The sequence below is a fragment of the Peribacillus sp. NPDC097264 genome (genome assembly GCF_050277925.1).
Lineage (GTDB): Bacteria > Bacillota > Bacilli > Bacillales > DSM-1321 > Peribacillus.
Window position 1 is genome coordinate 346,565 of sequence record NZ_JBNNSR010000002.1, and the last position, 25,429, is coordinate 371,993.

Sequence of the window (25,429 nt, forward strand, 5' to 3'; positions counted from 1 at the left end):
TTACAAGTTTATATTGTATAGTGTCGATTATTTCATGTCAAGCTAAACTCCTTACCACAAGATAAAAATCATTATTTTTTTCGTTTTCTCGCTTCAATCAGGCGCTTCATCTGCTCTTCACGTTCCGATTCCGATAGTTTATTTACAGGTTCCTTCTTGTGGTGGCGAGCTGGCACTGATTTTACCTGCTCCTTTTTTTGCTCGATTTCTACAGGCTGCTTCTTTAATGCTTCTTCCTTACCAACTTTTTGTTTTACCTTTTTCAGTTTTGCGACTCTTTCGTTTTGCCTAGATGAAGTGGTTTCTGATTTTTCACGACTTCCCGAAAAGATACGCGAAACTCTGTGCCAACCAAACCTTCGGACCGCAATTTCGCAAAATAAGAGCAAGAATGCCGATAAAAGCAGCCAAGAACTAATACTTTGTTCTTGCCTTGACGTATTTTGCAATGGCCGGAATGCCTCAGATTCATCCTTCAACTCCTGACCACCCGAAACAGCCAATAATTCCTTAATAAGCGCTTTGTTTAGGCCTTGTTGCAGGTATTCCTCTGAATAGGGCACGGTGAAACCTGTTTGATATAGATTCGTACTTCCACCCTTGGTATCTTGTTTTATGCTGAGAAAATACATCCCTGATTGCTTAGGCATGATGACTTCGTATTTTCCCGGCGCGATGAGCTTCGTATTGACGTCTACTTCCTCACCTTTTTCAGACACTACATTTGCCGATACAGGAAGGTGATTTTGTGTGGACGATTCAAGGTTGATGACCGTTTCCTCCCCACCATTATCCTGTGTGAGCATATACGGCTCACTTTCGAACTTGGGCAACGTGTTTGTGATCAATTGATTGAGAAATGTCCCCCACTTTCCCCAAGCAGGCCAATCGCCCGACCATTTCCCACTAATGTCCGAAGTGAAAGCTGCCGTCGTTCCCATTCCATATTGCCACTCGGCAAGGACGGGATCCTCTTTTTCACTGATCAGCGACTGTAATGCACGCTGCTTTGCAGTTGTCGCGATGTAGGCATTCATCTTAGGTACGCCATCCTTAAACAATCCGTTCCATTCCGGATTGTCCTTGATAGATGGATAAAATGGGGTATCCTCAATGTAAGTGCGGCTCGCCATGACGGTTTCCCTCGATAAAATGCTCGGAATAACGGAAGCATCCGTGACATCGTAATAGCGCCCCGCACCAAAGTCGGCCAAGTCCTCAAGTAGGTTCTTATCGGCATCATTTCCAATTGAAACGGTAGAGAGGGTTATGTTCTCTTCCTTTCCTTCTTCAATCAAGTCTTCATAATTACTTGAAGCGTTTGACTGTCCATCGGTCAACAAAATAATGTGCTTCCGCTGCAACCTTTCATCCCTTAACTTATCATAGGCCATTTCAAGCGAGCTGAAGATTTCAGTACCGCCACCTGAAGACAGTGTACGAATCTTCTCCACGACTTTTTCCTTATCCTTAAGTGGGGCTGCTTCGATGATTTCCCATGGTCGGTCATCGAAGGCAATGAATCCAAACGTATCCTTTTCACGCAAAAGTTCAACAGAGCGGGCAGCTGCTTCCTTTGCCAATGATAGCTTGTTTCCATCCATACTGCCTGATCGGTCGAGAACAATCATCAGTCCAAGAGATGGCATCTCTTTTTTTCCTTTGATGTCCATATCTACTGGAAGTAATCTCTCAATGGGTGTCTTGAAATACCCGCCGAGCCCGAAACTATTTTCTCCGCCGGTCATCACGAACCCATTACCGAAATCCTTAACGGACCGCTCTATCATTTTCATTTGAATTTCCGAGACTGAGGTGGCAGGAACATTATTAAACACAATCGATTGGTATTGTAAAAAACCGGATAAAGTGGTCGGCAGTTTTTCCGGTATCGTCGATTCGACAATTAGCCCGCTGCCGTTCAAAATATTTTCAAGCCGTCCTGTTGACTCACCTTCGACAATCAATACTTTGGGTGTGCCTTTTACATTCGTGATTGCCTGCAATTGGTTATTTTCCGCAAATGTATCATTTTCAGCGATGATTTCGGCCTTATATACTTGTAGTCCAGTTTTCTCGGCTGTATGAGAAACAGAGAATAAATTAGTCCCTTCTTTTACACTCACTGCCTTTTTGATGATTTCCTGATCATTCAGTGAAATGCGGACAGTCGCTTTTTTCGCTGTATTGCTAAAGACCTCCAATGAAATCTCCGTTTTTTCGCCTTGATAGATAGATGGGGGAATCGTTACATTCTTCAGGGCGACATCTTCGCCAATCGATTCGATTAGTGGCACGATGTCGAGCTCAATATTTTTATTTGCAAGTAGTTTGGCCTCCTCCACACTGCTTCCCGACGTTTCATTGCCATCCGAAAAAAGGACGATTCTCCCACTTGAATAGCTCGGAATGAGCGAGGAAGCAAATTGAATGCCTGAATCCAATTGACTTGCCTCTTCTTCCACTTCACCGCTAAATTGGCTTATGGGTGTATGTTTTGTCGACAACGCCTGCTCAGCAACGGCACTGCCCCCAAAGGCTGCCACCGCAAAGGAGTCGTCTCTACCCATTGTTTCAACACTTTTCTCAATCCAAGCAAGCGACTTTGTGCCAGAGTCTTTGACACTTGCAGAACGATCGACTAAAAAAACAACCGTCGATCCCTTGATAGGTTGTAGCAATTGCGGAACGCTCAGTGCCAATACAATGAGAAAAAAAATACATGACCGCAATATGGCCACAACGACCGTCTCTACATGCTTCGTTTGATTACGTGATTTTATCACATGCATATAAATAAGGGCTGCACAGGGAATCAGCAATAAAAAAACCAGGGGATAAGTAACATCAATACCCACGTCGATATACCTCCCATTCGGCCATTAGTAGCAGAAGGGCCATACAAGCCAGCCAGTACCATAAGATATCCTGTTTTGTATCGCTTCCCCCTTCTTTCAACTCTGATGATTTCATATTCATCTTGAACGACGGAGCTGAATCGACTCTTTTTTCCCTTTCGTCCAATAATACCGAAAAGTAAAATGCCTGTTCTCCCGCCATCGCTTCGTATATACCAGGCTTATTTGGCGCTCGAAAACCCTCCTTTTGCAAATCAATGGAAAAGAGATTCGTTCCGGACTCTGTAAATATAGCCAATTTTCCCGTTTCCGTTCCAAGATTCAACCACTTTTCTTCACCAGGCTGATAGTAACCTAGAAAGTTCGACTGTTGGGTCAGCCATTGATAGGAATTATATAAAAATATAGGAAATCCAGGTTGTAACGGCCAATCGCTGTCCGCAACGGAGAAGTTCAGGGCAATGATCGGCTGTCCTTGGTGCGTACCTTTTTGAATGAGCGGTATACCCTCACTTGTAGTAACATGATGCCATTGCTTGCTGATCGGAGGGGATGACGATTTAATATACACTTTGTCCATATTTACGTAGTCCATGAGTGGGTCACCCGTTCCCTTTGGTTGACCTGTCAGTTTTTGTTTTCCTTTTTCAGTGGCATTGATAAAAAGAAGCGGGTACGATCCAAGTTCCTCTAAGTCCACTCCTTCGGCAATCACGATTCCATCCATTTCGACTTTTTCTTTATCCTCAAGCTGGATGATATCAAGGCCAATCGTTTCGAGCCCATTAATCAAAAATGGATTCACATCCCCCACTGCATAGACTTTCTCATATATGGCCGTTTGGATGGCCGTCATTTCATTGTCCGCTGAATAGTCATCATCCACAATGATGGAGGCCGTATAATACGGTTTTTCTTTCAGAACCGGTATATCAATTATTTTCTCGCTGCTTGCTTTCACCATTATCCTTTTTGTGAATAGAACATCTTTTCCATTCGTTACTTGAAATTTCACCGTTTCATCCTGCTTCGTTTGATTTTCAATGACCGCCACCCCAGTAATGCCTCCTTCAGAGCTTGCCGTGCCAAATGAAAGCAAGGAGAGATTGCCAGTCAGGCTGCTGAAATTATGTACACCAATGGGAATGTCTTCCGATAACCCCCTAAGGTCCTCCTCCACAACCGCATCGGAGTATAAATGAATGACCGATTCTTTTCCAGCCGCTAGCGAGTCTGCCAGTTTCAATGCCTTATCAACATGCTCATGACTGTATGTTAGCTCCATTTCTTTTATTTGTTTTTTTAACTCAGCCCGGTTTGTTTCGTGATTGGCAAGTATCACAGGCTTTTGACCAGCATCTATGATTGTCACTTCTTGATCATCCACCGCTTGAAGCATCTCCCCCACTTCTTGCTTGGCTTTTTCAAACCGGGTGAGCTCCCCTTCTTTTGCACTCATCGAAGCCGATGTGTCGACAATTAGGATTAGGTGGTCGCCCGGAATGCCCTTTTGAAACCAAAAGGGTCGAACCAACGCGAACATGAGGAGGAGAAGTACGAGAAGTTGAAGCCAGAATAAGAGATTATGCTGTAATTTATGAAGCCATGGAGAAGCCTGCCATTCATTCAGCACCTGCTCCCATAATAAATTGGACGAAATCGTCGTTTTCTCATATTGCTTCCGGAAAAAATAAAACAGAATGACGGCTCCGATAAAAATGGTCAATAGAAAAAAGAGTGGGTTTGAAATATGCATATCTTCACCTCAATTCATTAGCCCGTGGCGTGGGAAGTCGTGAAATAAAATCGTTTGTATATCCGTTTCAGCAGATATGAGCATATAGCGGCTGCCAAGACTTTCACAGATAGCTTCAAGCTGCTCGTTATGGTGTGCTAGACGCCTTCGATAGTTGTCGATGAGGGTCGGATTAAGGCTAACATTGACCGCTGTTTCCATTTCACTATCCACAAACTTCAGGTCCCCATCATACATAGGTTGAAGTTCCTCTTTCCCCAGCAGTTGAATGAACCAGACTTCTTGTCTTGCCGAGCGTAGCTTTCTTAAAGTCGCCTCCACCTTTTCGATGGGCTCAAGACCATCCGAGATGATAATCGCAAGTTGCTGATTCCTCACCATCACTTTGCCAAGTTGCTCATAAAACTCCCCGCTTCTCTCCGTATCTTCCAATCCAGCTATCTCTCGAAAAACCCTTTTACGGTGAACCGCTCCTTTACGTCGAATAGGATGGGCTCCTTGATTACCGACGGGAACAAAATTCAGACGGTCTTCGCTTACAAGGACAACAAAGCTCAATGAAGCGGCGAGCTTTCGCGCCTGTTCCCATTTTCCCGGGAGAGCTCGCATCGAAGAAGACATATCCAGGTAAACGGCCACAGATAACTCCTGTTCATCGAGGAACCTTTTTATATAATGCTTCTGGGTTCGGCCAAATACATTCCAATCGATTTGCCGGACATCGTCTCCCGGTTGATAGGCCCGAAAATCGGAGAACTCAAGCGAAGAACCAAACGCACTCGACCGTCTCGAACCTTTATGCATCCCTCGCTTCCTCGTTTTCACGAGCAATCTCTTTTTCTGTAGCCTTTCTAAAAAAGCATAAGCTACCATCAAACCGGTGTTCCTTTTCCTAATTTATACGCCGACTCAACGACTTCAGAAATAATGGAATCGATGAGAACCCCGTTTGCTTCCGCTTCAAAGTTGAGTATAATCCGATGCCTCAGCACAGGATAGGCCGTTTGCTTCAAGTCACCGGCAGAAACATGATAACGCCCGGCAAATAAAGCCCTTGCCTTTGCCATTTTGATCAAGCTTTGCAACCCACGAGGTCCGCTTCCGAATTGAACGTATTGCCGGACAAGTTCCGGCGATTCCTCCACATTTGGATGAGTACTCGAAATAATCAAAACCGCGTAATCCAGCATCTCTTCTGAAATAAGGACCTCCTTTACTAGTTGCTGCAGTAACAAAACATCCTTGATGGAGGCAGCTTTTTCAATAGAAATGGTTTCCCTGCCTGTCGTTCGAAGGGCAATCTGCTTTAATTCCTGCTTTGATGGATAACGGACAAGAATCTTACAGATAAACCGGTCCATCTGGGCTTCGGGCAATGGATACGTCCCCTCCATATCGATTGGATTCTGGGTTGCAAGCACAAAGAAGGGCTGATCAAGCTGTTTCGTTTCCCCCATGACTGTTACAGTTCTCTCCCCCATTGCCTCTAAAAGCGAACTCTGTGTCTTCGGCGTCGCCCGATTGATTTCATCAGCTAAGACGATATGAGAAAAAAGAGGCCCCTCATGGAAGGTAAACTGCTGCCTTCCGTCCTCTCCAGGTTGCAATAACATGGTTCCCGTAATATCGGAAGGCATCAGATCTGGTGTAAACTGGATTCTAGAAAACTCTAAATCCAGGCATTCCGAAATCGTCCGAACGAGCATCGTCTTCCCAAGTCCCGGCAAGCCTTCAAGCAATACGTGGCCACCTGCAAAAATGCTCCATAAAACTTGATCGATCACGTCTTCCTGCCCAACTATAAAACGGGAGATTTCCTGCTTAACTCTCTCAATCATAGTCCCTGCTTCATTAAACTGCTGTTCTTTTTCCGTCATTTTCCCACTACCTTTCCGGATCAAGATTATTAAAATAATTCTTGACGATATCATTCAAATCAGAGGGTAGCCTAAGGCGATCCGTACTTTTGCGATAAGATTCCTCATACTGCTGATAGACCTCCTCATAATTCCGCAAGTTCCCCCTCAATACTGGACCCTCGGCCTCCTCCTGCTCGCCACTCCCTTCACCAAGTTTCCCATTGTCGGTTTCCATATTCTGCTTTCCATCGGTCTTTTCGGGAATCGTCAGCATTTCCCTCGACCCTTGTCCAGCACCCCCCTTCGTGCCTCCTTTTCCTCCGCCGGTTCCACTTGCTCCTTGTCCTTGTCCTTGTCCTTGTCCTTGACCCTGTCCTTGTCCTTGTCCTTGTCCTTTTTGGCTTCCGGGATTATTCCCAGAATTGGCGTTGGGCTGTCCATTAGGCGTAGAGGAGGGCTGACCTAGGGGCTGATTGGCGGGTTGGTTCCCTTGTGTTCCATCGCTGTTAGAAAAAGCTGTTTGAGAAGAAGGAATACCATCTTGACTCATTTTATTCTGAAGTTGGGATCCCGCTTGACGAACAGCTTGATTGGCTGATGCTAACTGCTTGGCAAGTTCTCCCGATTCCATCGCTTCCTCCAACTGCTGCATCAGTACATCCAATTGTTCTTCCGTTAATGGAAGCTCCTGCTCTGTGTAGCTCTCTAGGGCCTGCTTCTGTTCCTTGGACAGCTCATCCCATCTTTCATTTAGTTCTTTCAGTTCTTTTTCGACCAGTCGCATGTCCTTTTGTTCAAGTGCCTTGGACAGCTCCGTAAGGCCGGTTTTTTTTGACTGATCCTTCCAGGTTTCCAGTGACTCTTGCTTTTCTCTTTGCTTCTTTTCTTTTAATTGCAGCTCGCTTGACTGTTTGGCGAGTGCCTCTAAGGCCTTCTCAGCCTCTTTCTCTAGCGCAACTTTCTCTTTTACATCTTTCAATGTCTTTTTGACATCAGGATCCTTTATTTCCTTCACTTTTTCATCAAGCTCTTTTTTGACCTCCTCGACAAGCTTCACTTCTTTTTCCGCCTGCCTGGCTTGATCCATTTTCTGATTTGGCAAAATTGCCAATAGGGAACCTCCTATTGCTAAACAAAGAGCTAGCGTCAGCCATTTCGGATGTACCCATACTTTCTTCCTTCTGAGGGCCTCCTCCTGATGGATTTTCATATGGTGAATAGCATCCCTGAGCTGGAGTGACTTAAGCTCACCAATCTCCCCTAAAAAAGCGAATCCCGTCACGACACGGTCATCAGGAACATACTGGTTAAACAGCAAAGCAGCCGTTTTATTACCGGGTTTTCCTTTAATGATTCTATAGACAAAAAAAGCAAGTAAACAGATGATTCCAATGAAAAAATAACGGAAAACGAAGGGTATGACTACTATACGTGCCATGAAAAATAGTAAAGTCGTCCATGCAGACACGGCAAGGAGTAAAAGTTGCCCCTCCCTCATCACATGCTGCATGAAAAGTTGCCGCTTAACGGGTTTAATCAACTTGAGAAACTGGAGTTCATCATGGGTAAGATCCTTGTTCATCGTTTTGTCTTCATTCCCACGCGCAGCTTTTTAACGCTTAGAAGAACGGACCCGATTAGTAGAAGTGTGTAACAAATCAAATGAGACGCCCAAAGTGGAAAATCAATCCCCGATAACTTCTGGATTTCCTCAGAGTAAGTCGGTTCAACAAAGCCGATTAATACGATTGGGGTATTTAGCATGGCCGCTAAGTAAGGCAATGGGTTAGTCGTTGGTGTGGTGACATTTACCTGATTCCCCACGGCCATGGTAGTGAATAGTAGGGTCAATAAAGCTGTGCCACCTACTAAAAACAATGTGATTCCATAAGTCGTGACCATCGCCGGAATGGTTTTTCGCACAAGTGTAGAAAAAAGCACCCCGATACTGCCATATACGATGACGGTGAAGACATTGAAGCCCAGCACCATCAAAAGCTGATTCGGCGAAATTCCGCCGAATAAAAAGACGATGCTATATAGCGGTAAACTGGCCACAACCAGTAATAGCAAGTAGGAAATGGATGAAATTAATTTCCCGAAAATGATGCCTGTCGAGCTTTGGGAAGTCGTCAATAAAATATTTAACGTCTGTCGCTCCCTCTCACTCGAGATGACGCCTGCCGTCAGTCCAGGTGTAATGAACAAGACCAAGGCCAGTTGGATAACGGATAGAAATATAAACATACTCCGGCTTGCATCCGGGTCAACGCGCCCGCCCATGCTACTAAGAGACTGAATAAAAATCATACCGATAACGATGGCACCAATCGCAAGAACATAGAATAATACACCTAAAAAACTTTTAAAAGAGCGAAAGCGTAGCTTAAACTCTTTATTCAAAACCGGATTCATCAGCCAGCTCTTCATGACAGTTCAACCCCTTTCGTGATTTCCATGAACACATCCTCCAGATCCGTCTCTATTTCCGAAAAAGAGACAATGGGCAAGTCTTGCAACATACAGGACTTCAGCAGCTGTTGTTGGGCCCCTGCATCTCCTTTGAATAGAAACTGAATCGTTTTTTCATCAACATGCGTATTGATCTGGCTAATATCCGGATTATCTTCTAGAAAAGCGATGGATCGCTCAATATCCTCATGAACCTTAATAATCAGGCTCTTTTCGCCCTGCAGCTTATGTTGGATTTCCGCGACCGACCCTTGTGCTTTCAATTTACCCTGATCGATGATGCCGAGCACATCACACATTTCCGCAAGTTCAGGTAAAATATGCGATGATATCAAAATCGTTTTACCCATATGTTTCAATTCCTTTAAAATCTCCCGCATTTCAACACGAGCCCTCGGGTCAAGCCCGGAAGCGGGTTCATCCAAAATAAGCACTTCGGGGTCGTGTATCAGACTCCTTGCAAGACAAAGCCGTTGCTTCATTCCCCGTGATAAAAGATCCACATAGGAATCCTTTTTATCCGATAAATTTACGAGCTCGAGCAGTTGTGGAATCAGTTTACTCCGTTCCGAAACGGGTATACCATAACTTGCTCCGTAAAAATCCAGGTACTCTTCAGCCTTCAATTGATCATACACACCAAAAAAGTCAGGCATATAACCGATCTGGCTACGGACTTGTTTAGGTTCCTTCGATATATTGTAGCCATTGATATAAGCCGTTCCCGATGTTGGTGCAAGCAAGGTAGCCAAAATGGAAAAAGTCGTGGATTTCCCTGCCCCATTTTGACCGACAAAACCAAACACGGTTCCTTTGTCTATTTGCAAATCCAAATGATCCAATGCGGTGAACGTGCCATATTGTTTAGTTAACTGTATAATTTCTATCATTTCTCCACCACTCCCTTCACAGTGATTTGTGGCATCCTTACACTCGGGTCATCATCATTATCTATCATGACTTTTATCTGGATGTTCCCTTGTTTTGATACATAGGATGATATATCCTTAGTCCCTTTGAAAGTAATTTCCCGTTCTCCCTTAGGTATCGATTCATACTTTTCAGTCGAAAAATTATAGAGTTCATACTTAACATCTTGTTTACTGAACTTAATCGTCATTTCTGACGCTTTGAATGTATCGTCCTTCATGATCTTTGGAACTGAACTGATATATTCATATTCTCCCCTTTCAAACCAATACGTACCATATCCTTCTTCTTCGCCAACTGAACCCCGGAGGGCATTCACAGACCCCGCGAACATTTCTTTTGACAATGTCACTTCCCCAGCCAAAATTGTTTTCGGACTGAATGTTTGGAAAATCAGATTATCTATATTTACTTTCGGTTTTTTCGATAGTCTAACGTCTACGATTGAATCGTCGGTTATACCGCCGATGACAGGTTCGGATTTTGTCGAGGCCCCTCCGAAATACGCCTCCGTCAGGTAAAGAAGCTGATCCCTGCGCATTTTTTCAATATCGATTTTTTTTCCCATAGTTCCATTATTCCAAGAAGACGATGTCGTTCCATACGGTTTAAATAAGAAATCACTCTTTAACGCTTCATTTACCTTGATCTCTGCCCCCTTCTTCAACGTTCCGAGATTGATTCGTTCATTGCCGGTCAGGATCATTAATTCCTTAAGGTCATAAGGTGTCTCATTTTGAATCGTACCTGTCAAGGTCCTGTTTTCAACGGTCAAGTCATTTTTCAATTGACCTGCATTTTCTTTATAAACCTTTCCTATAAAGGACCTGGTAGACCAATATTCGACGTTTGGAAAGGTCAATTCCATATCGGTAGCTTTCTCTTCAAGCATTGGTGCTCTTTTCACGCTTCCACCTAATCCCTCCTGAGTCATTGGCATCGCAACTAACTCATTTTTCGGGAAAGTCAGGTTGTAATTGCCTCCTTTATTGGACAGGAGGACATTCGATTGGATGCCGATGATTTGGTCATCCTCAATTTGATAGATTCCCAATTGATTGAGTTGAGGTTTGGCAAGACGATCTTTCGCTCCGACGGCAAACGTTAGAATCGTCGTAATGCAGGCAATCAAAGGAATGATCCACCAAGCGTGCTCCCTTTTATCCATTTTCCTCAGAATAACAAATAAAATCGGTACAATGATCACAACGTAGACTAACAGCAACAATGCCAATTGAATCACGGATAAATTCGTATCATCAAAGTAACTATTGGGGTCATTCATTTCCCATCTTGCTTCGTCCATGAATTCACTTGAAGTGGAAAACGCATTCAACTCCACCTTCTTTAAAATCGCTTCAAACCACGTGCCGTATCCTTTCCAAGAGGCAAGTGGCTCATCTCCTAACGAAAAGGCCGTCTGGACAATCATCCCGTTTCCATATTGCTTTTTGACAACGGCCGGTGATGACCCGCTCTTCGCAATGATTTCTGTCCCTTTCTCCACTTCACCAGTAAAGCCCGGCAATTTTTCAAAGGATGGTCGATCTTTTTTCTTTTCTGTAAGAAAGGATGAATCCATCTTGATTCCTTTATCCATCTTCATCGGTAAAAGGTTATACAGGGACCCGTATGATTGAGCGGCACTTGGTGATGACCCGGAAATCAATACACCACCAGAACGGATCCAACCCTTTAGTGCTTTCTGTTGTGCCTCATCCAAAGCGGCAATTGCAAATTCATCAATGATTAAATAATCTAACATTTCATAGCCAATTGACTGTTTAGGCAAATCTTCTTTTTCCAACTCGACCATCCTGGCTTGGAGGGATGGCAAGACTCTCAATTCCGTCAAACGATCGAAATTTTCACTTAATACTCCAATCAGGTCCTCGCTTTCATCAAAGAACTTAGGTGCCAGTACCTTCGGGCCGGAATAGTCTACTTCTTTACCATTCTTCCAATCTCCCTCATAGAGATAAATCGACTTCGCCAGTGCGGTCCCATTATAATTATAATTTTCGTCGGTATACCCTGGAAGTGAAACGGAATAGGTTTTCTTGCTTTCCTTTGGCAATTCCACTTTTAGAATTTGCGACCCTCCGAAATCGTAATCGGCCTGAAATTGAAAAATCAGCGTACCGCTGAAAGCCTCCCCCTTATTTTCGATATGTACGGTCATCGGCATGGCCTTGGCCCGAGTTATGTATCCATCAAACCCTGTTTCAATCGAGATTTTTATGTCCGTGTCCGCTGCTTTTGCTTGAACTGTATATGAATGTAAAAATAGGCCTAAAAATAATAAACAAGCAGCGATTCCCTTTAATTTTCTGAACAACCGAACTCCCCCTTTTTTTCTATACTCCTAATAGACGATTAGATCACGAAAAAGTATACAGTATTTATATAAAAAGTAAAAAAAATCAAAAAAACCGGAAGGGAAAATCCCTTCCGGCTAAAACTATCCACCTTTATACTTCTTCTTTATCAATGATATCGGCAAAGAGCCCATACACATATTTTTCAGCATCGAATTCTTGAAGATCGTCCATTTTTTCACCAAGTCCGACAAATTTCACGGGAATGGAAAGCTCATTTCGGATCGCTATGACAATTCCGCCTTTTGCTGTACCATCAAGCTTCGTTAAGACGATACCCGTTACATCTGTCGCTTCCTTGAACGTTTTCGCTTGAATGAGTGCATTTTGACCCGTCGTTGCATCAAGGGCAAGGAGCACTTCATGTGGTGCACCAGGCACTTCACGTTCAATTACACGCTTCACCTTTTCCAATTCCTTCATCAAATTCACTTTATTTTGCAGACGGCCTGCTGTATCACAAATCAGGATATCGGCTTTGCGTGCCTTAGCCGCTTGAACGGCATCGAACATAACAGCAGCAGGGTCAGATCCTTCTCCTTGTTTAATGACACTGACACCGACACGTTCTCCCCACACTTCGAGTTGCTCAATCGCTCCGGCGCGGAAAGTATCACCAGCCGCCAATACGACCGATTTGCCTTCTTCCTTAAACTTATGGGCAAGTTTACCGATTGTCGTTGTTTTACCTACACCGTTCACACCGACAAAGAGAATGACCGTCAGGCCGTCTTGTTGAATGTTCAAGCTGGATATTCCTTCTTCATCACCTTGGTAAATTTCAACAAGTTTTTCAGAAATGACAGATTGCACTTCTCTCGTATCAGAGATATTGCGCAGTTTCACTTCCATTTTTAATTGGTCGATTAATTCCATAACGGTATCGAAGCCTACATCAGCCTGGATGAGAATCTCCTCAAGTTCTTCGAAAAAGTCTTCATCCACTTTCCGGTAACGGGCAACGAGTTCATTAACCCTTCCGGTAAAGGAATTCCTCGTCTTCGTTAAACCTTGCTTAAACTTTTCCCCGATTGATATTTCGGATGTTGCTTTTTTTTCAACTTCTACTTCTACTTTTGTTTCTACAGCTGTTTCTTTTTCTTCTTGTGCCGTGAATTTTTCTTTTAGCTTCTTGAAGAAACTCATTGTCCCACTTCCTCTAATTCATGGATTTATATTTCAACAAAGTTCTCTGATTCCTCCATACGAACGGAAACTAATTTGGAAACACCTGACTCTTGCATCGTAATGCCATAGAGGACATCCGCTTCCTCCATCGTCCCTTTACGATGGGTGATTACTATAAACTGAGTCTCTTGACTGAATTTCCTTAAAAATTGGCTGAAACGAACTACATTCGCTTCATCAAGTGCCGCCTCGACTTCATCGAGGATACAGAAAGGAACGGGCCGGACCTTTAAAATCGAGAATAAAAGAGCAATTGCAGTCAATGCTCGTTCTCCACCGGACAAGAGACTTAAGTTCTGTAGTTTTTTCCCCGGAGGCTGTGCGATGATATCTACTCCCGTATTCAATAAATCATTGGGATCTGTCAGTTTTAATTCAGCCCTGCCACCACCGAACAGTGATTTAAATACCTGTTCGAACTGTTCACGAATCGCATAGAATGTTTCTGAAAAGCGTCGTTTCATTTCCTCATCCATCTCGTCGATAACCTGGAATAAGGTATCCTTAGCCTGCTGCAGATCTTCTTTTTGACCGAGAAGGAACTCGTACCTTTCGGCTACACGGGCATACTCGTCTATTGCTCCTAAGTTGACCGTCCCCAATTCTTCAATGGCCAGCTTAATGAGCTTTACCTTTTTCTGAGCTTCTTCGATAGGTATCATTAATGGATACTTTTCTTTAGCCCCTTCATAGGATAATGTATATTCCTCGCGTAAATGATCCAGGCGGTTTTCCAGCGCCACATCAAGTCGGGTTAATTTGACCTCTTCATCCTTGACCACTTCAACGATACCTTTATAGAGACGACTTTCCTCTTTCAAAGCTATTTCGAGGGTTTCGAGATGAGTTTGCATTTCGGTCTTTTCCTGTTTTTTGGCGGAAATATTTTCAATGGCCGCATTCTTATCAAGCAATCTTTGTTGGGCCATGTCTTCAAGCGTTTCTTCCCCACTCGAACTGTCCGTCATTTCATTTGTTAAAAGCCCCAAGTCATCCTTGTTTTCAGTTAAGGTGCTGGTCTCTTTTGCCAAGTCCGCCTCAAGCCGTTCCATTTTTTCTCTTTGATTTTGAAGCTGACCGCGTTTTGAGGCCAATGTTACCCTTAACTCGCTCGTTTCTTCGGCAAGACTTTCCTTTGATGATTGCTGTGATTGTTTTTGTTCTGTCATTTCCGCTATAAGGCGGTCAAGCCCATCGATTTCCACTTTACAGGATTCCAACAGTTCTTCCAATTCTTCGAGCCTTGCTTTCTTTTGCTGTTGCTCTTCTAAATAGGAGTTTTTATCCAAATCATAAAGGTGTAGGCGATCATTCACATTTCTTTCTTGTAGCTCGACTTCACGAAGTTCACCTTTCAGGGATTGCTCCTGTAATCGTAGCATTTCACCTGTTTTTCTCGTTTGTTCAAGCGTTTGCTCTTGAACACCGACATCCACCTTCAGCTGTTTTACCTGTTTTTCAAGCTGGTTCGTTTTTAATTCCATCCCGGCTAGCTTCTCATGTAATTCTTCAAGCTCGGTTTTCCGGGATAGTAGTGAAGTCGATTTTTGTTTGATCGTTCCACCCGTCATCGAACCACCAGGGTTGACGACATCCCCTTCAAGCGTAACAAAGCGAAAACGGTGCTGCACCATTTTTGCCAGTTCGTTGGCTCCTTTTAAGTCCTTTGTGATAATGACGGTTCCTAACAGGTTTGCCGCGATGGAAGCATGTCTCTCATCATATTGGATCAACGAGGAACCTGTCCCGACAAAAGCAGGGTGATTCTTCAGCATCGATAGCTGGTTCGATGAAATCTCTCTTCCTTTGATGACAGATAAGGGCAGGAAAGTCGCCCGTCCAAACCTGTTTTTCTTCAAGAAGGAAATGGCTTCACGGGCATGTTCTTCTCTCTCCACAACCACATGTTGCATCGCCCCACCTAGTGCTGTTTCGATGGCGGTTTCATATTCCTTTGGGACCTTGATCAGTTCCGCCACTGCACCTTCAATGCCCTTTAGAGTACCTTTTGCTTTTAGGACTTCCTTAACACCTTGAAAGAAGCCTGCATAGTCCTCTTCCATCTCTTCAAGCAGTTCCTTTCGGGATTTTGCCTGTTGAAGGAATTGATAGGCCTTATATAGGGTCGTTTCCTGTTTTTGATACGTATCTTTTGCCGTTTGTAGCTTATTCTGTTGATTTCGGAAAGAAGTGACATGGTCTTCAAGCTGCTTGCTCAGTTTTTCCATACGCTTGGAGTATTCTGACTTTTTAGCAGTGATTTCCGTTCTCTCGGTAAGGAATTTTTCATTTTCGTGATCCAGTTTGGAATTTTTATGTTCCTGCTGCGTGAGTTGCTGCAGAAGGTAATGCTTTTCATTTTTGGCGGCAGCCTGCTTGTTCAGCCACTCGATATAGTCACTTTTCTTCACTTCTATCAGGGCTTCAATGTCGGTATTGAATAGACCTAAGCTTTTTTGTTTTTCATGTAAAAGCTCTTGAAGCTGTTTTACTTCAGAACTCAATGCATGCAGAACTTCCGTTTCTCTTTCCTTTTGTAAAGAAAGACGTTCAACGGCTGCCTTGCCCTCTATAATCGCTTTTTCAAGCTGTGATTTATTTTGTGCCGCATTCTTTTTCCGTTCTTTCAATACTTCTTTACGACCCTCAAGCTTCTCAAGCTCTTCGCTGGCGTTCAATAGCACTTCTTGAAGCTCGTTAATAGATGTTTCGAGTCCGGCAATGCTTCCTCGAACCTCTTTAAGATGCTCTTCACGTTCATGAAGCCTTCCAGCCAATTGTCGCTCCATCTCATTGTGTTTCCCAAGTTCCTGGGTAAGACTTTCCCATTTTTCATTAAGTTCTTCAATTTCAAAAACGGTCAAAGCCACTTCGATTTTTTCAAGTTCCTCTTTCTTATCCAAATATTCTTTGGCCAGGGAAGATTGAATTTTCAAGGGTTCCACTTGACCTTCTAGTTCATGAAGGATGTCATGAATCCTGTTGAGATTATCTTGTGTTTCTGTCAGTTTTGATTCCGCTTTTCTTTTTCTTGTTTTATACTTCAAGACACCAGCGGCCTCTTCAAAAATAACTCGTCTTTCTTCTGCTTTGCTGCTAAGGATTTCTTCCACTTTCCCTTGGCTGATAATGGAAAATGCTTCGCGTCCAAGTCCTGAATCCATAAATAATTCAATGATATCTTTCAGGCGGCATCCTTGATTATTAATGAAGAATTCGCTTTCACCCGATCGATATACCCTTCTTGTCACACTAACTTCATGAAAGTCAATTGGAAGGGTGTTGGTCTCATTATCCAAAGTCAAGGAAACCTCTGCAAAATTCAAGGCCTTTCTTGTGTCACTTCCTGAGAAGATGATATCTTCCATTTTTGCTCCACGCAGTGATTTTGCGGATTGCTCTCCAAGAACCCAACGGACTGCATCAGTCACATTGCTTTTACCACTACCGTTCGGTCCAACCACTGCCGTGACACCAGGTACAAATTCAATCGAAATTTTATCTGCGAAAGATTTGAATCCTACAACGTCCAAGCGTTTGAGGAACATGACCTTTCCCCCTCTACTGTTCAACTATCTTGTTGAGTTTTTTTCTTTAAAACGGCCAATGCGTGTTCGGCGGCATGTTGCTCTGCCTCTTTTTTCGATTTTCCCACACCAGTTCCTAGATCTTCCCCATTCAAAGAAACCGTCGAAACGAACTCTCTATTATGGGCCGGTCCTTTTTCCTGCAGTATTTTGTATTGCAGAACCCCAATTGCATCCCGTTGGATAAGCTCTTGGAGCTGGCTCTTATAATCCATCACATGAGAAAAAGCACCCTCGTCTATCTTCGGAAACACGACATTTTTCAAGAACTGCACAACCGGCTCTAATCCTTGGTCAAGATATAAAGCGCCGATATAGGCTTCAAATACATCTGCAAGCATGGCAGGGCGTTCTCTACCGCCTGTCATTTCTTCCCCTTTACCAAGCAATACATATTCCCCATAAGAGAGGCTGTTGGCAAAGTCGACTAGTGACGGCTCACAGACAATGGCTGCCCTTAATTTCGTAAGCTCTCCTTCACTCATCATCGGGTATTTCTGATACAGATATTTCGAGATTGTCAGTTCAAGTACTGCGTCTCCTAGAAATTCTAGCCTTTCATTATCTTCGTAAGGCTTGCGGCGATGCTCATTCACATAAGATGAATGTGTAAAAGCTTTTTTCAACAAATTTTCATCTTCAAAATGAAAACCCAGATTGTCCTGTAACTCTTTAAATTTATTATCCTTACTTAATGGTTTACGATTATTTACGTTCCTACGCATCACAAAAACCCTCCACTACGGTTCAAAAACAAATTTTTCCTACATATAAAAAGAAACCTGGCAGGAATTCCTGTCAAGCTTTCCTATGTACCATCATACAGTATAATCCGCTTAAAGAAAAATAGCCAGCAGCGTTGATGCTTGACACATGGAACTTAATCGGAACTGCACGTATTCGTTCAAGCCTGTTATTTTCCAGACCCTTACATTACAAGAGAAAGCCCCGTTAAAAAACGGAGCTTTTAATCAAAAGACATTAACATTACATAGTGCTTTTTATGTAATTCACAGCATCACCCACTGTGGCGATTTTTTCAGCGTCATCGTCCGAAATTTCCATATCAAATTCGTCTTCAAACTCCATGACTAGTTCGACTACATCTAGGGAATCGGCACCAAGATCTTCTTTGAATGAAGCTTCAAGCTTTACTTCTGATTCTTCAACGTTCAAGCGATCTACAACGATTTTCGTTACTCTTTCTAATACATCTGCCAATATGTTCACCTCCCCTCAAGACATTATAAATTATATTTCAAAAAAATCAAACCTAAACTTACATCACCATACCGCCATCAATATGAAGGGTTTGACCCGTCATATAGCTGCTTGCCTCTGAAGCGAGAAACGTGGCAACTGATGCAATATCCTTTGGGTCACCGAAGCGGGCTAAAGGTATTTGTGACAGCATCGCTTTTTGCACGTCTTCCGTCAGTTCACCAGTCATATCCGTGGAGATGAAACCTGGAGCGATCGCATTGACCGTGATCCCTCTTGATGCAAGCTCCTTGGCAGTGGACTTTGTCAAGCCAATCACGCCTGCCTTGGCTGCAACATAGTTTGCCTGCCCCGCATTCCCCATCACACCGACGATGGAAGCCATATTGATGATTTTGCCGCTACGTTGCTTCATCATTTGTCTTGTGACTGCCTTTGTGCAAAGGAAGACACCTTTTAAATTCGTATCGATTACCGAATCCCATTCTTCTTCCTTCATCCGCATCAATAAATTATCACGGGTAATTCCAGCATTATTGACTAAAATGTCGACCCGGCCAAATTGTTCAATGACCTCTTTAATCATGCCTGTTACTGATTCACTATCTGATACATCGCATTGAACGGCAAATGCTTTTCGCCCAAGTGCCTTGATTTCATCGACCACTTCATTAGCTTTTGTTTCGCTTCCAGCATAATTGACAGCTACGTCCGCTCCCTGCCGTGCGAGTTCCAATGCCACTTCCCTGCCGATACCGCGGGAAGCACCAGTTACTAGTGCCTTCTTACCTTCAAGAATCATGCTAGTTCCCCTTTCAATGCTTCGACCGTTTTATGTAGGGTTTCTGTATTCGATACTGAGTGAATATTGACGGATCGGTCGATTTTTTTAATCAATCCTCCCAGCACCTTGCCTGGTCCCACTTCAATGAACGTGTCCACGCCTAATTCAAGCAGCTTTTTGACACTATCTTCCCAAAGAACTGGTGAATACAATTGTTCAATTAATTTATCTTTAATCTCAGATGGTTCTGTGATAGGCTCGCCCGTTACGTTTGAAATCACCGGAATGGGTGCCTGTCGGAAACTCACTTCATCAAGTACCTTTTGAAGTTGTTCAGCCGCAGGTTTCATTAATTCAGAATGAAACGGCCCGCTTACATCAAGAGGGAGAGCACGTTTTGCTCCGCTTTCCTTCGCTTTTGCGCTCGCAAGCTTGACGCCTTCTGCCGTTCCGGAAATGACGATTTGCCCCGGACAGTTAATGTTAGCCAGCTGAACGGATTCACCTGCATCAGTAATATCAGCCGTTACAAGAGCGAGTGCTGTACGGTCCATTCCCAGAATTGCGGCCATCGAGCCTTGGCCATTCGGAACAGCGGCCTCCATGAATTGACCACGTTTTCTAACAGTATAGACAGCATCCTCAAAAGAAATTGCACCTGAGGCTACCAATGCCGTATATTCCCCTAAACTATGTCCTGCAGTGTAATCAGGCTGGATGCCCGCTTCCGCCAAGGCATTGAACAAGGCATAACTTGTAGTCAATAGCGCAGGTTGAGCATTATAGGTTACCGTTAATTCCTGCTGAGTGCCATTGAATATAAGCTCGGATAGCGCAAAATCCAGTTTTTCATCCGCCGTTTGAAAAATTTTCCGTGCTTGCTCATTTACCTCAAATAAGTCTAAACCCATCCCTATTGACTGTGAACCTTGTCCTGGAAAGACAAAAGCAATCTTACCCATCCCAAACTCCCCTATCTCTATATTTATTGGACTTTTTCTATCGTCTTCGCAATGGTCGGAATCACATCATGACTCACCATATCCCGGGTCTGACGGATCGCGTTATAAATCGCATTTGCGTCGGAAGAACCGTGTGCCTTGATGACAGGTGCCTTCAAACCGAATAATCCAGCCCCACCATATTCCGAGTAATCCATTTGATTTTTAATGCCTTTTAGTTCCGGTTTCACTAGTGCTGCGGCAATCTTACTCTTCATATTGCTCATCAACGCGGATTTTAACATATGAAAGACACTCATGGCTGTTCCCTCAAGCGTTTTCAGCACCATATTTCCTGTAAAGCCATCCGTCACAACTACATCTGCCGGACCGTTCAGAAGATCCCTGGCCTCTACATTCCCTATAAAGGAGATGTCCGATGATTGCTGAAGGAGCGTGAAAGCCTGCTTCGTCAGCTCGTTCCCTTTTTTCTCTTCAGTCCCAATATTTAAAAGGCCCACACGCGGTTTTTCAATTCCACGCACCTTTTGGGCATATACGGAACCCATTATGGCAAATTGAAGCAGGTGCTCCGGTTTCGCTTCTGCATTCGCTCCCACATCAAGAAAAACAAAACCTTTACCATCTATTGTCGGCAAGGTTGGGGACAATGCTGGACGTTCGATTCCTTCGATTCTCCCGACAACGAACAAGCCGGCTGCCATCAAAGCACCTGTATTTCCTGAAGATATGCATGCATCCGCTTCTCCATCGGCCACTTGGCGGGCTGCTAATACCATCGATGCATTCTTCTTGCGACGGACCGCACGAACAGGTTCATCGGTACTTAGTATCTTTTCTTCCGTATGTATGATCTTGATCCGTTCATTTTTCGTTAAGAACTGGTTGATTTCGCCTTCGTTCCCTACTAAGGTTATTTCCACATCGGGAAAGGCCTCGACTGCTTTCATGGCTCCTAATACCTGTGCCTTTGGAGCATTGTCTCCACCCATTGCATCTAGCGTTATTTTCATGAACGTTCATCCTTTTCTAAGCAAGTTAAGAGCGATACATTTCGAACTCACCTTTGAATACCATTTCATTTCCTACGTAGCTTCTGACTTCCACTACGGAACGATCTGCTTGATACTCCACCTTTTTAACTTTCGCTTTAGCTACCACTCTTTCATTTTCCTTGACGGAACGAGTAAATAGAATGGATGCTTTTGCCGTTAAGGCCAGTTCATCATTGATGACCGCCACCGCCAATGAATTAGCTTGAGCAAAAAGGTGATGACCCCTTGCGATTCCATTGCGCTTAAAAACATGCTCTTTTTTTATATCTAAAATAGAAATTGCATTTTCATCTAAATTCAAATCTATTACTTCCCCAATGATTTCATCCAATGGCAATGCCCTTATTTCGTCACTGAATTTCTTCTCGGCTACGTTTTTTATACGTTCACGAAGCTCCGGTATTGATAATTCAAGACGATCGAGCCTAATTGTCTGGACGCTCACCGAGTACTTTTCAGCCAGCTCCTCATCCGTTACAAAAGGATTCTGTTTAATCGTTTCGATTAATAATTGCTGGCGTTCCTTCTTATTTCTTCGCATTTGAAGGTCACCATCCATAGTATTATGACTAGGTACTAATAGTAGTATATATATTTTAAAAACAGATTGCAAGATTTTGTGGAAATTCTCACAATCTGTTTTACTGTTTCATTCAATCAAGAAGATCAGTCAAGCTTTTCTCCTGTCAATACGCCTGTACCTTCCAAATGTGACCGGAGCGATGCGTATTCTGGTGCATGCCAAAAACTATTTGAGGCTATCAATTTCGCAGCATCTTCCCTTGCAACTTCCAGCGTCCGGTAATCATGGACCATGTCCGCCACTTTGAACTCGGGAAGCCCGCTTTGTTTTTTACCGAAAAAGTCCCCTGGACCTCGAAGCTCCAAATCCTTCTCGGAAAGGACAAATCCATCATTCGTCTCTGTCATGATCTTCATCCGCTCTTTCCCGACTTCCGTTTTCGGATCGGCAAGCAGGATGCAAAAAGACTGGTTGCTCCCCCTCCCCACTCGGCCACGTAACTGATGCAGCTGGGAAAGACCAAATCGTTCAGCATCATAAATGACCATCACCGTGGCATTGGGTACATTCACCCCAACTTCGACAACTGTGGTGGAAACAAGGATTTGCGCTTCGTTGGAACTGAATTCCTGCATCACTTCATCTTTTTCATCCGCAGGCAAACGCCCATGCATGAGCCCCACCTTATAACGATTCACGAAGTATTGCGTAAGCATGGCATGGACATCGAGAACATTTTGCAAGGAGTCAAGTTTTTCCGATTCCTCGATCAATGGGCAGATGACATATGCTTGTCTGCCTTTTTGAAGTTCCTTTTCTACAAAGGAGAGGATTCTATCGAGCATTTGGTGTTTCGCCCAATACGTTTCGATGGCTTTCCGTCCAGCCGGCATTTCGTCGATTGTGGAAACGTCCATCTCGCCGAACACTGTAATGGCGAGTGTACGGGGAATCGGTGTCGCCGTCATGAAAAGGACATCGGGATTTCCTCCCTTTTCACGCAGGACGCGTCGTTGTTCCACACCAAACCGATGTTGTTCATCCGTTATAACCAAACCGAGGTCCTTGAAGTTCACCTCGTCCTGAATCAGTGCGTGGGTTCCAATCAAAAGATCAAGTTCCCCTAATTCAAGTTTCTCCAATAATTCTCTACGCTTCTTCCCTTTTACCGAGGAGGTCAATAAAGCCACCTTTACTCCGACTGGTTCTAACATGGCGGTCAATGATTGAGTATGCTGCTCAGCCAGAATTTCAGTCGGGACCATTAGCGCTCCTTGGAAACCGGCCGATATGGTCGCATATAGGCAAATCGCGGCCACTACCGTTTTTCCTGAGCCTACATCTCCTTGTAAAAGCCGGTTCATACGGTAAGGCGATTCCATGTCAGTCAGGATTTCCTCGACAACCCTGTTCTGGGCAGTCGTTAATGGAAACGGGAGGGTATCAATGAATCCCTTCACCTGCTGCCTATCAAATTCTTGTCCAGTCCCTCTTGACTGTTCGCGCTGTATTTTACGAAGTGCCTGCATTTTCAGCTGAAACAGCAAAAACTCCTCATATACAAAACGACGGCGGGCTTGCTTAACATCAACTGCCGATATAGGAAAGTGCATCATGCGAAGCGCATCTTTACGTGGCATCAACTTATAGGTTGTCAGCAGCTGTGGTGGGAGGTTTTCCTCAATCATATTTCCATATTGGGAAAAACCATTCGTGATATGGCGACGCATACCTTTTACCGTAATGCTCCCCTTGACGGAATACACGGGTTCGAATTCCTTTTCCCGGCTATGATCTCCAACATGGCATTCCGAACCAGTGATGGTTTGGCGATGACGATCCCATTTACCTGTCACTGTCACGGTTTCCCCAATTGTAAGTTTTGATTTCAAATAAGGCTGATTGAAAAATATAACCGTAATTAAATATCTTCCAGTCAACAACTTAATCGTTAGCCTGGACTTCTTCTTCCCAAAATAGCCCAAGGTCGGCACTGTATGAATTTTCCCTTCTACAGTGACGCGTTCCTCATGTTCAACCGTTTCTAAGTCCCTTAACCGGTAGTCTTCATAGCGATAGGGAAGATGCTCTAGAAGATCATTGACGGTATGGATCTCCATTTCCTGCATCGCAGCAGCTGTCTCTCCCCCAATGCCCTTAACTGCCGTAATTGGTTCCTGTAAGCTGTTGCTCACTTGTTACTTAACGGCAAGCCAAAGATCTTCGCTTCCAACTTCCGTCCAGTCGGTGTGGCCGCTAATCCTCCTTGTGCAGTTTCCCTTAAGGCCGATGGCATCGCCTGTCCGATTTTGTACATGGCATCGATTACTTCGTCGCACGGAATTCGGCTTGTAATACCTGCTAACGCCATATCAGCTGCCACCATGGCGTTAGCTGCCCCCATCGCATTCCGCTTCACACAAGGCACTTCTACGAGCCCAGCAACAGGGTCACAAACCAGACCAAGCATGTTCTTTAATGTAATCGCCATGGCGTGGGCACTTTGAGATGGCGTTCCACCAGCCATTTCAACGATGGCGGCCGCGGCCATCCCTGATGCTGAACCCACTTCCGCCTGGCAACCTCCTGCGGCCCCAGAAATCGAAGCATTATTAGCAACAACGAAACCAAATGCCCCTGCAGTGAAGAGGAATTCAATTTTTTGTTCCCGATTTGGCTTTAATTTATTCTGCAAAGCGAACAAAGTTCCTGGGACAACGCCTGCCGATCCAGCAGTTGGCGTCGCACATATCGTCCCCATCGCTGCATTCACTTCATTTGTTGCCACAGCTTTACTGACCGCATCCAACAAAAGTTCACCCGATAATGAGTTTCCCGTTTTAATATAATTCTGAAGAAGCACGGCGTCCCCACCTGTCAAACCCGAAACGGAACGGACTCCTTGGAGCCCTTTTTCAACGGCCTGTTCCATGACGTCAAGGTTTACACCCATCTGGTGGATGATTTGGTCCCGGGTTTTACCCGACACCTCCATTTCCTGTTCGATCATGAGCGTCGAAATTTTCACTTGCTTTGCTTCTGCCAATTCTACTAGTTCTGCTACATTTCGAAACATGTCCTCTTTCCCTCCTTAATGAAAACGGTTGCCTCAAGTAACTCAGTCGACAATCCTTGCGACCTTGGTGATATGAGGCAATTTCGAAATTTCATCGATGACTTGCTCTTCTATATTCACATCCACTTCGATGGTCATAAGTGCCATCTTTCCCTTTTCTTTTCGTGATACTTCCATCTGTCCTATATTAATTTGATGCTTGGCCAAAACGTTAGAGACATTGGCAATAGCTCCGAAACGGTCATCATGAACGACAAGTATGGCTGGGTTGTGACCCGAAAGCCTTAATTTGAATTCATTCAATTCGATTATTTCGATTTTGCCACCTCCAATCGATATCCCAACGAGCTCCAGTTCATCCGCATCATCACCAACCGTTATCTTCACAGTATTCGGGTGTTCCGGAACGGCCTCTTCTTCTTGGAAGGCAATGTCCATGTTCTTTTGACGGGCTATATCAAGAGATTCTTTGATTCTCTCATCAAAAGTATCAAAATCAAGTAGTCCCCCTACAATGGCCACATCCGTCCCATGACCTTTATGGGTCTTTGCAAAAGACCCATAAAAAGAAATACGGGCCCATTTCGGTTCTTTGTTGAATAGATTCCTTGCCACCCTGCCTATTCTCGCAGCTCCGGCTGTATGTGAGCTCGAAGGTCCAATCATAACGGGACCGATAATATCAAATACACTCCTATATTTCACGTTCTATTCCTCCTTCATTACGCGCTGGACTTTAAGAACCTAAAGAAAAACGCTAGAGGTTATCTTCTGATTGGT

The 25,429-nt window shown here is 44.1% G+C and carries 19 protein-coding genes; all 19 read right to left on the reverse strand.

What is annotated here, in order from left to right; all coding sequences use genetic code 11:
• Nucleotides 1-71: 71 nt before the first annotated feature.
• The gene (locus ACQKL0_RS04330) at nucleotides 72-2,858 is read right to left on the reverse strand and encodes a VWA domain-containing protein (protein WP_427686407.1); all 2,787 of its coding nucleotides are present in this window, start codon (nucleotides 2,856-2,858) and stop codon (nucleotides 72-74) included.
• On the reverse strand, nucleotides 2,848-4,614 hold the full coding sequence (locus tag ACQKL0_RS04335) for a vWA domain-containing protein (RefSeq protein WP_427686409.1): 1,767 nt from the start codon (nucleotides 4,612-4,614) through the stop codon (nucleotides 2,848-2,850). The genes ACQKL0_RS04330 and ACQKL0_RS04335 overlap by 11 nt, the downstream gene beginning before the upstream one ends.
• A gap of 9 nt (nucleotides 4,615-4,623) precedes the next feature.
• Nucleotides 4,624-5,418 (reverse strand): DUF58 domain-containing protein, encoded by a 795-nt coding sequence (locus ACQKL0_RS04340; RefSeq protein ID WP_427686411.1) that lies wholly within the window; start codon nucleotides 5,416-5,418, stop codon nucleotides 4,624-4,626.
• Between the two features lie 68 nt (nucleotides 5,419-5,486).
• Nucleotides 5,487-6,491 carry an AAA family ATPase gene (locus ACQKL0_RS04345; RefSeq protein ID WP_402868277.1) on the reverse strand — a complete coding sequence of 335 codons (1,005 nt, stop codon included), beginning with the start codon at nucleotides 6,489-6,491 and terminating at the stop codon, nucleotides 5,487-5,489.
• Between the two features lie 7 nt (nucleotides 6,492-6,498).
• Nucleotides 6,499-8,055 carry a hypothetical protein gene (locus tag ACQKL0_RS04350; RefSeq protein ID WP_427686413.1) on the reverse strand — a complete coding sequence of 519 codons (1,557 nt, stop codon included), beginning with the start codon at nucleotides 8,053-8,055 and terminating at the stop codon, nucleotides 6,499-6,501.
• Nucleotides 8,052-8,903, reverse strand: coding sequence for an ABC transporter permease (locus ACQKL0_RS04355; RefSeq protein WP_402868274.1), 852 nt, complete (start codon nucleotides 8,901-8,903; stop codon nucleotides 8,052-8,054). The genes ACQKL0_RS04350 and ACQKL0_RS04355 overlap by 4 nt, the downstream gene beginning before the upstream one ends.
• A complete protein-coding gene (locus ACQKL0_RS04360; RefSeq protein ID WP_402868272.1) occupies nucleotides 8,900-9,835 on the reverse strand; it encodes an ABC transporter ATP-binding protein in 936 nt (311 codons plus the stop codon). The genes ACQKL0_RS04355 and ACQKL0_RS04360 overlap by 4 nt, the downstream gene beginning before the upstream one ends.
• Complete coding sequence (locus ACQKL0_RS04365; protein WP_427686415.1) at nucleotides 9,832-12,213, reverse strand: hypothetical protein; 2,382 nt, start codon at nucleotides 12,211-12,213, stop codon at nucleotides 9,832-9,834. Before ACQKL0_RS04365 ends, ACQKL0_RS04360 begins: the two co-directional genes overlap by 4 nt.
• Nucleotides 12,214-12,346: 133 nt before the next feature.
• Complete coding sequence (gene ftsY, locus ACQKL0_RS04370) at nucleotides 12,347-13,399, reverse strand: signal recognition particle-docking protein FtsY (RefSeq protein ID WP_402868269.1); 1,053 nt, start codon at nucleotides 13,397-13,399, stop codon at nucleotides 12,347-12,349.
• 26 nt (nucleotides 13,400-13,425) lie between these two features.
• On the reverse strand, nucleotides 13,426-16,989 hold the full coding sequence (gene smc / locus ACQKL0_RS04375; RefSeq protein ID WP_427686417.1) for a chromosome segregation protein SMC: 3,564 nt from the start codon (nucleotides 16,987-16,989) through the stop codon (nucleotides 13,426-13,428).
• A 20-nt stretch (nucleotides 16,990-17,009) separates the two neighbouring features.
• The gene (gene rnc / locus ACQKL0_RS04380; protein WP_402868266.1) at nucleotides 17,010-17,753 is read right to left on the reverse strand and encodes a ribonuclease III; all 744 of its coding nucleotides are present in this window, start codon (nucleotides 17,751-17,753) and stop codon (nucleotides 17,010-17,012) included.
• 262 nt (nucleotides 17,754-18,015) lie between these two features.
• On the reverse strand, nucleotides 18,016-18,249 hold the full coding sequence (locus tag ACQKL0_RS04385) for an acyl carrier protein (protein ID WP_053345291.1): 234 nt from the start codon (nucleotides 18,247-18,249) through the stop codon (nucleotides 18,016-18,018).
• Nucleotides 18,250-18,307: 58 nt separating this feature from the next.
• On the reverse strand, nucleotides 18,308-19,051 hold the full coding sequence (gene fabG / locus ACQKL0_RS04390) for a 3-oxoacyl-[acyl-carrier-protein] reductase (protein ID WP_402868264.1): 744 nt from the start codon (nucleotides 19,049-19,051) through the stop codon (nucleotides 18,308-18,310).
• Complete coding sequence (gene fabD / locus ACQKL0_RS04395; RefSeq protein WP_402956263.1) at nucleotides 19,048-19,995, reverse strand: ACP S-malonyltransferase; 948 nt, start codon at nucleotides 19,993-19,995, stop codon at nucleotides 19,048-19,050. The genes fabG and fabD overlap by 4 nt, the downstream gene beginning before the upstream one ends.
• Nucleotides 19,996-20,018: 23 nt before the next feature.
• Nucleotides 20,019-21,008: a phosphate acyltransferase PlsX gene (gene plsX, locus ACQKL0_RS04400; RefSeq protein ID WP_402956261.1), complete on the reverse strand. Its 990-nt coding sequence runs from the start codon at nucleotides 21,006-21,008 to the stop codon at nucleotides 20,019-20,021.
• Nucleotides 21,009-21,033: 25 nt separating this feature from the next.
• Nucleotides 21,034-21,591 (reverse strand): transcription factor FapR, encoded by a 558-nt coding sequence (gene fapR / locus ACQKL0_RS04405; RefSeq protein WP_402868260.1) that lies wholly within the window; start codon nucleotides 21,589-21,591, stop codon nucleotides 21,034-21,036.
• 125 nt (nucleotides 21,592-21,716) lie between these two features.
• Nucleotides 21,717-23,768 carry an ATP-dependent DNA helicase RecG gene (gene recG / locus ACQKL0_RS04410; protein WP_402956259.1) on the reverse strand — a complete coding sequence of 684 codons (2,052 nt, stop codon included), beginning with the start codon at nucleotides 23,766-23,768 and terminating at the stop codon, nucleotides 21,717-21,719.
• Nucleotides 23,765-24,649 carry an L-serine ammonia-lyase, iron-sulfur-dependent, subunit alpha gene (sdaAA, locus tag ACQKL0_RS04415; protein ID WP_402868257.1) on the reverse strand — a complete coding sequence of 295 codons (885 nt, stop codon included), beginning with the start codon at nucleotides 24,647-24,649 and terminating at the stop codon, nucleotides 23,765-23,767. The genes recG and sdaAA overlap by 4 nt, the downstream gene beginning before the upstream one ends.
• Nucleotides 24,650-24,691: 42 nt before the next feature.
• The gene (gene sdaAB, locus ACQKL0_RS04420) at nucleotides 24,692-25,354 is read right to left on the reverse strand and encodes an L-serine ammonia-lyase, iron-sulfur-dependent subunit beta (protein WP_402868255.1); all 663 of its coding nucleotides are present in this window, start codon (nucleotides 25,352-25,354) and stop codon (nucleotides 24,692-24,694) included.
• Nucleotides 25,355-25,429 lie beyond the last annotated feature (75 nt).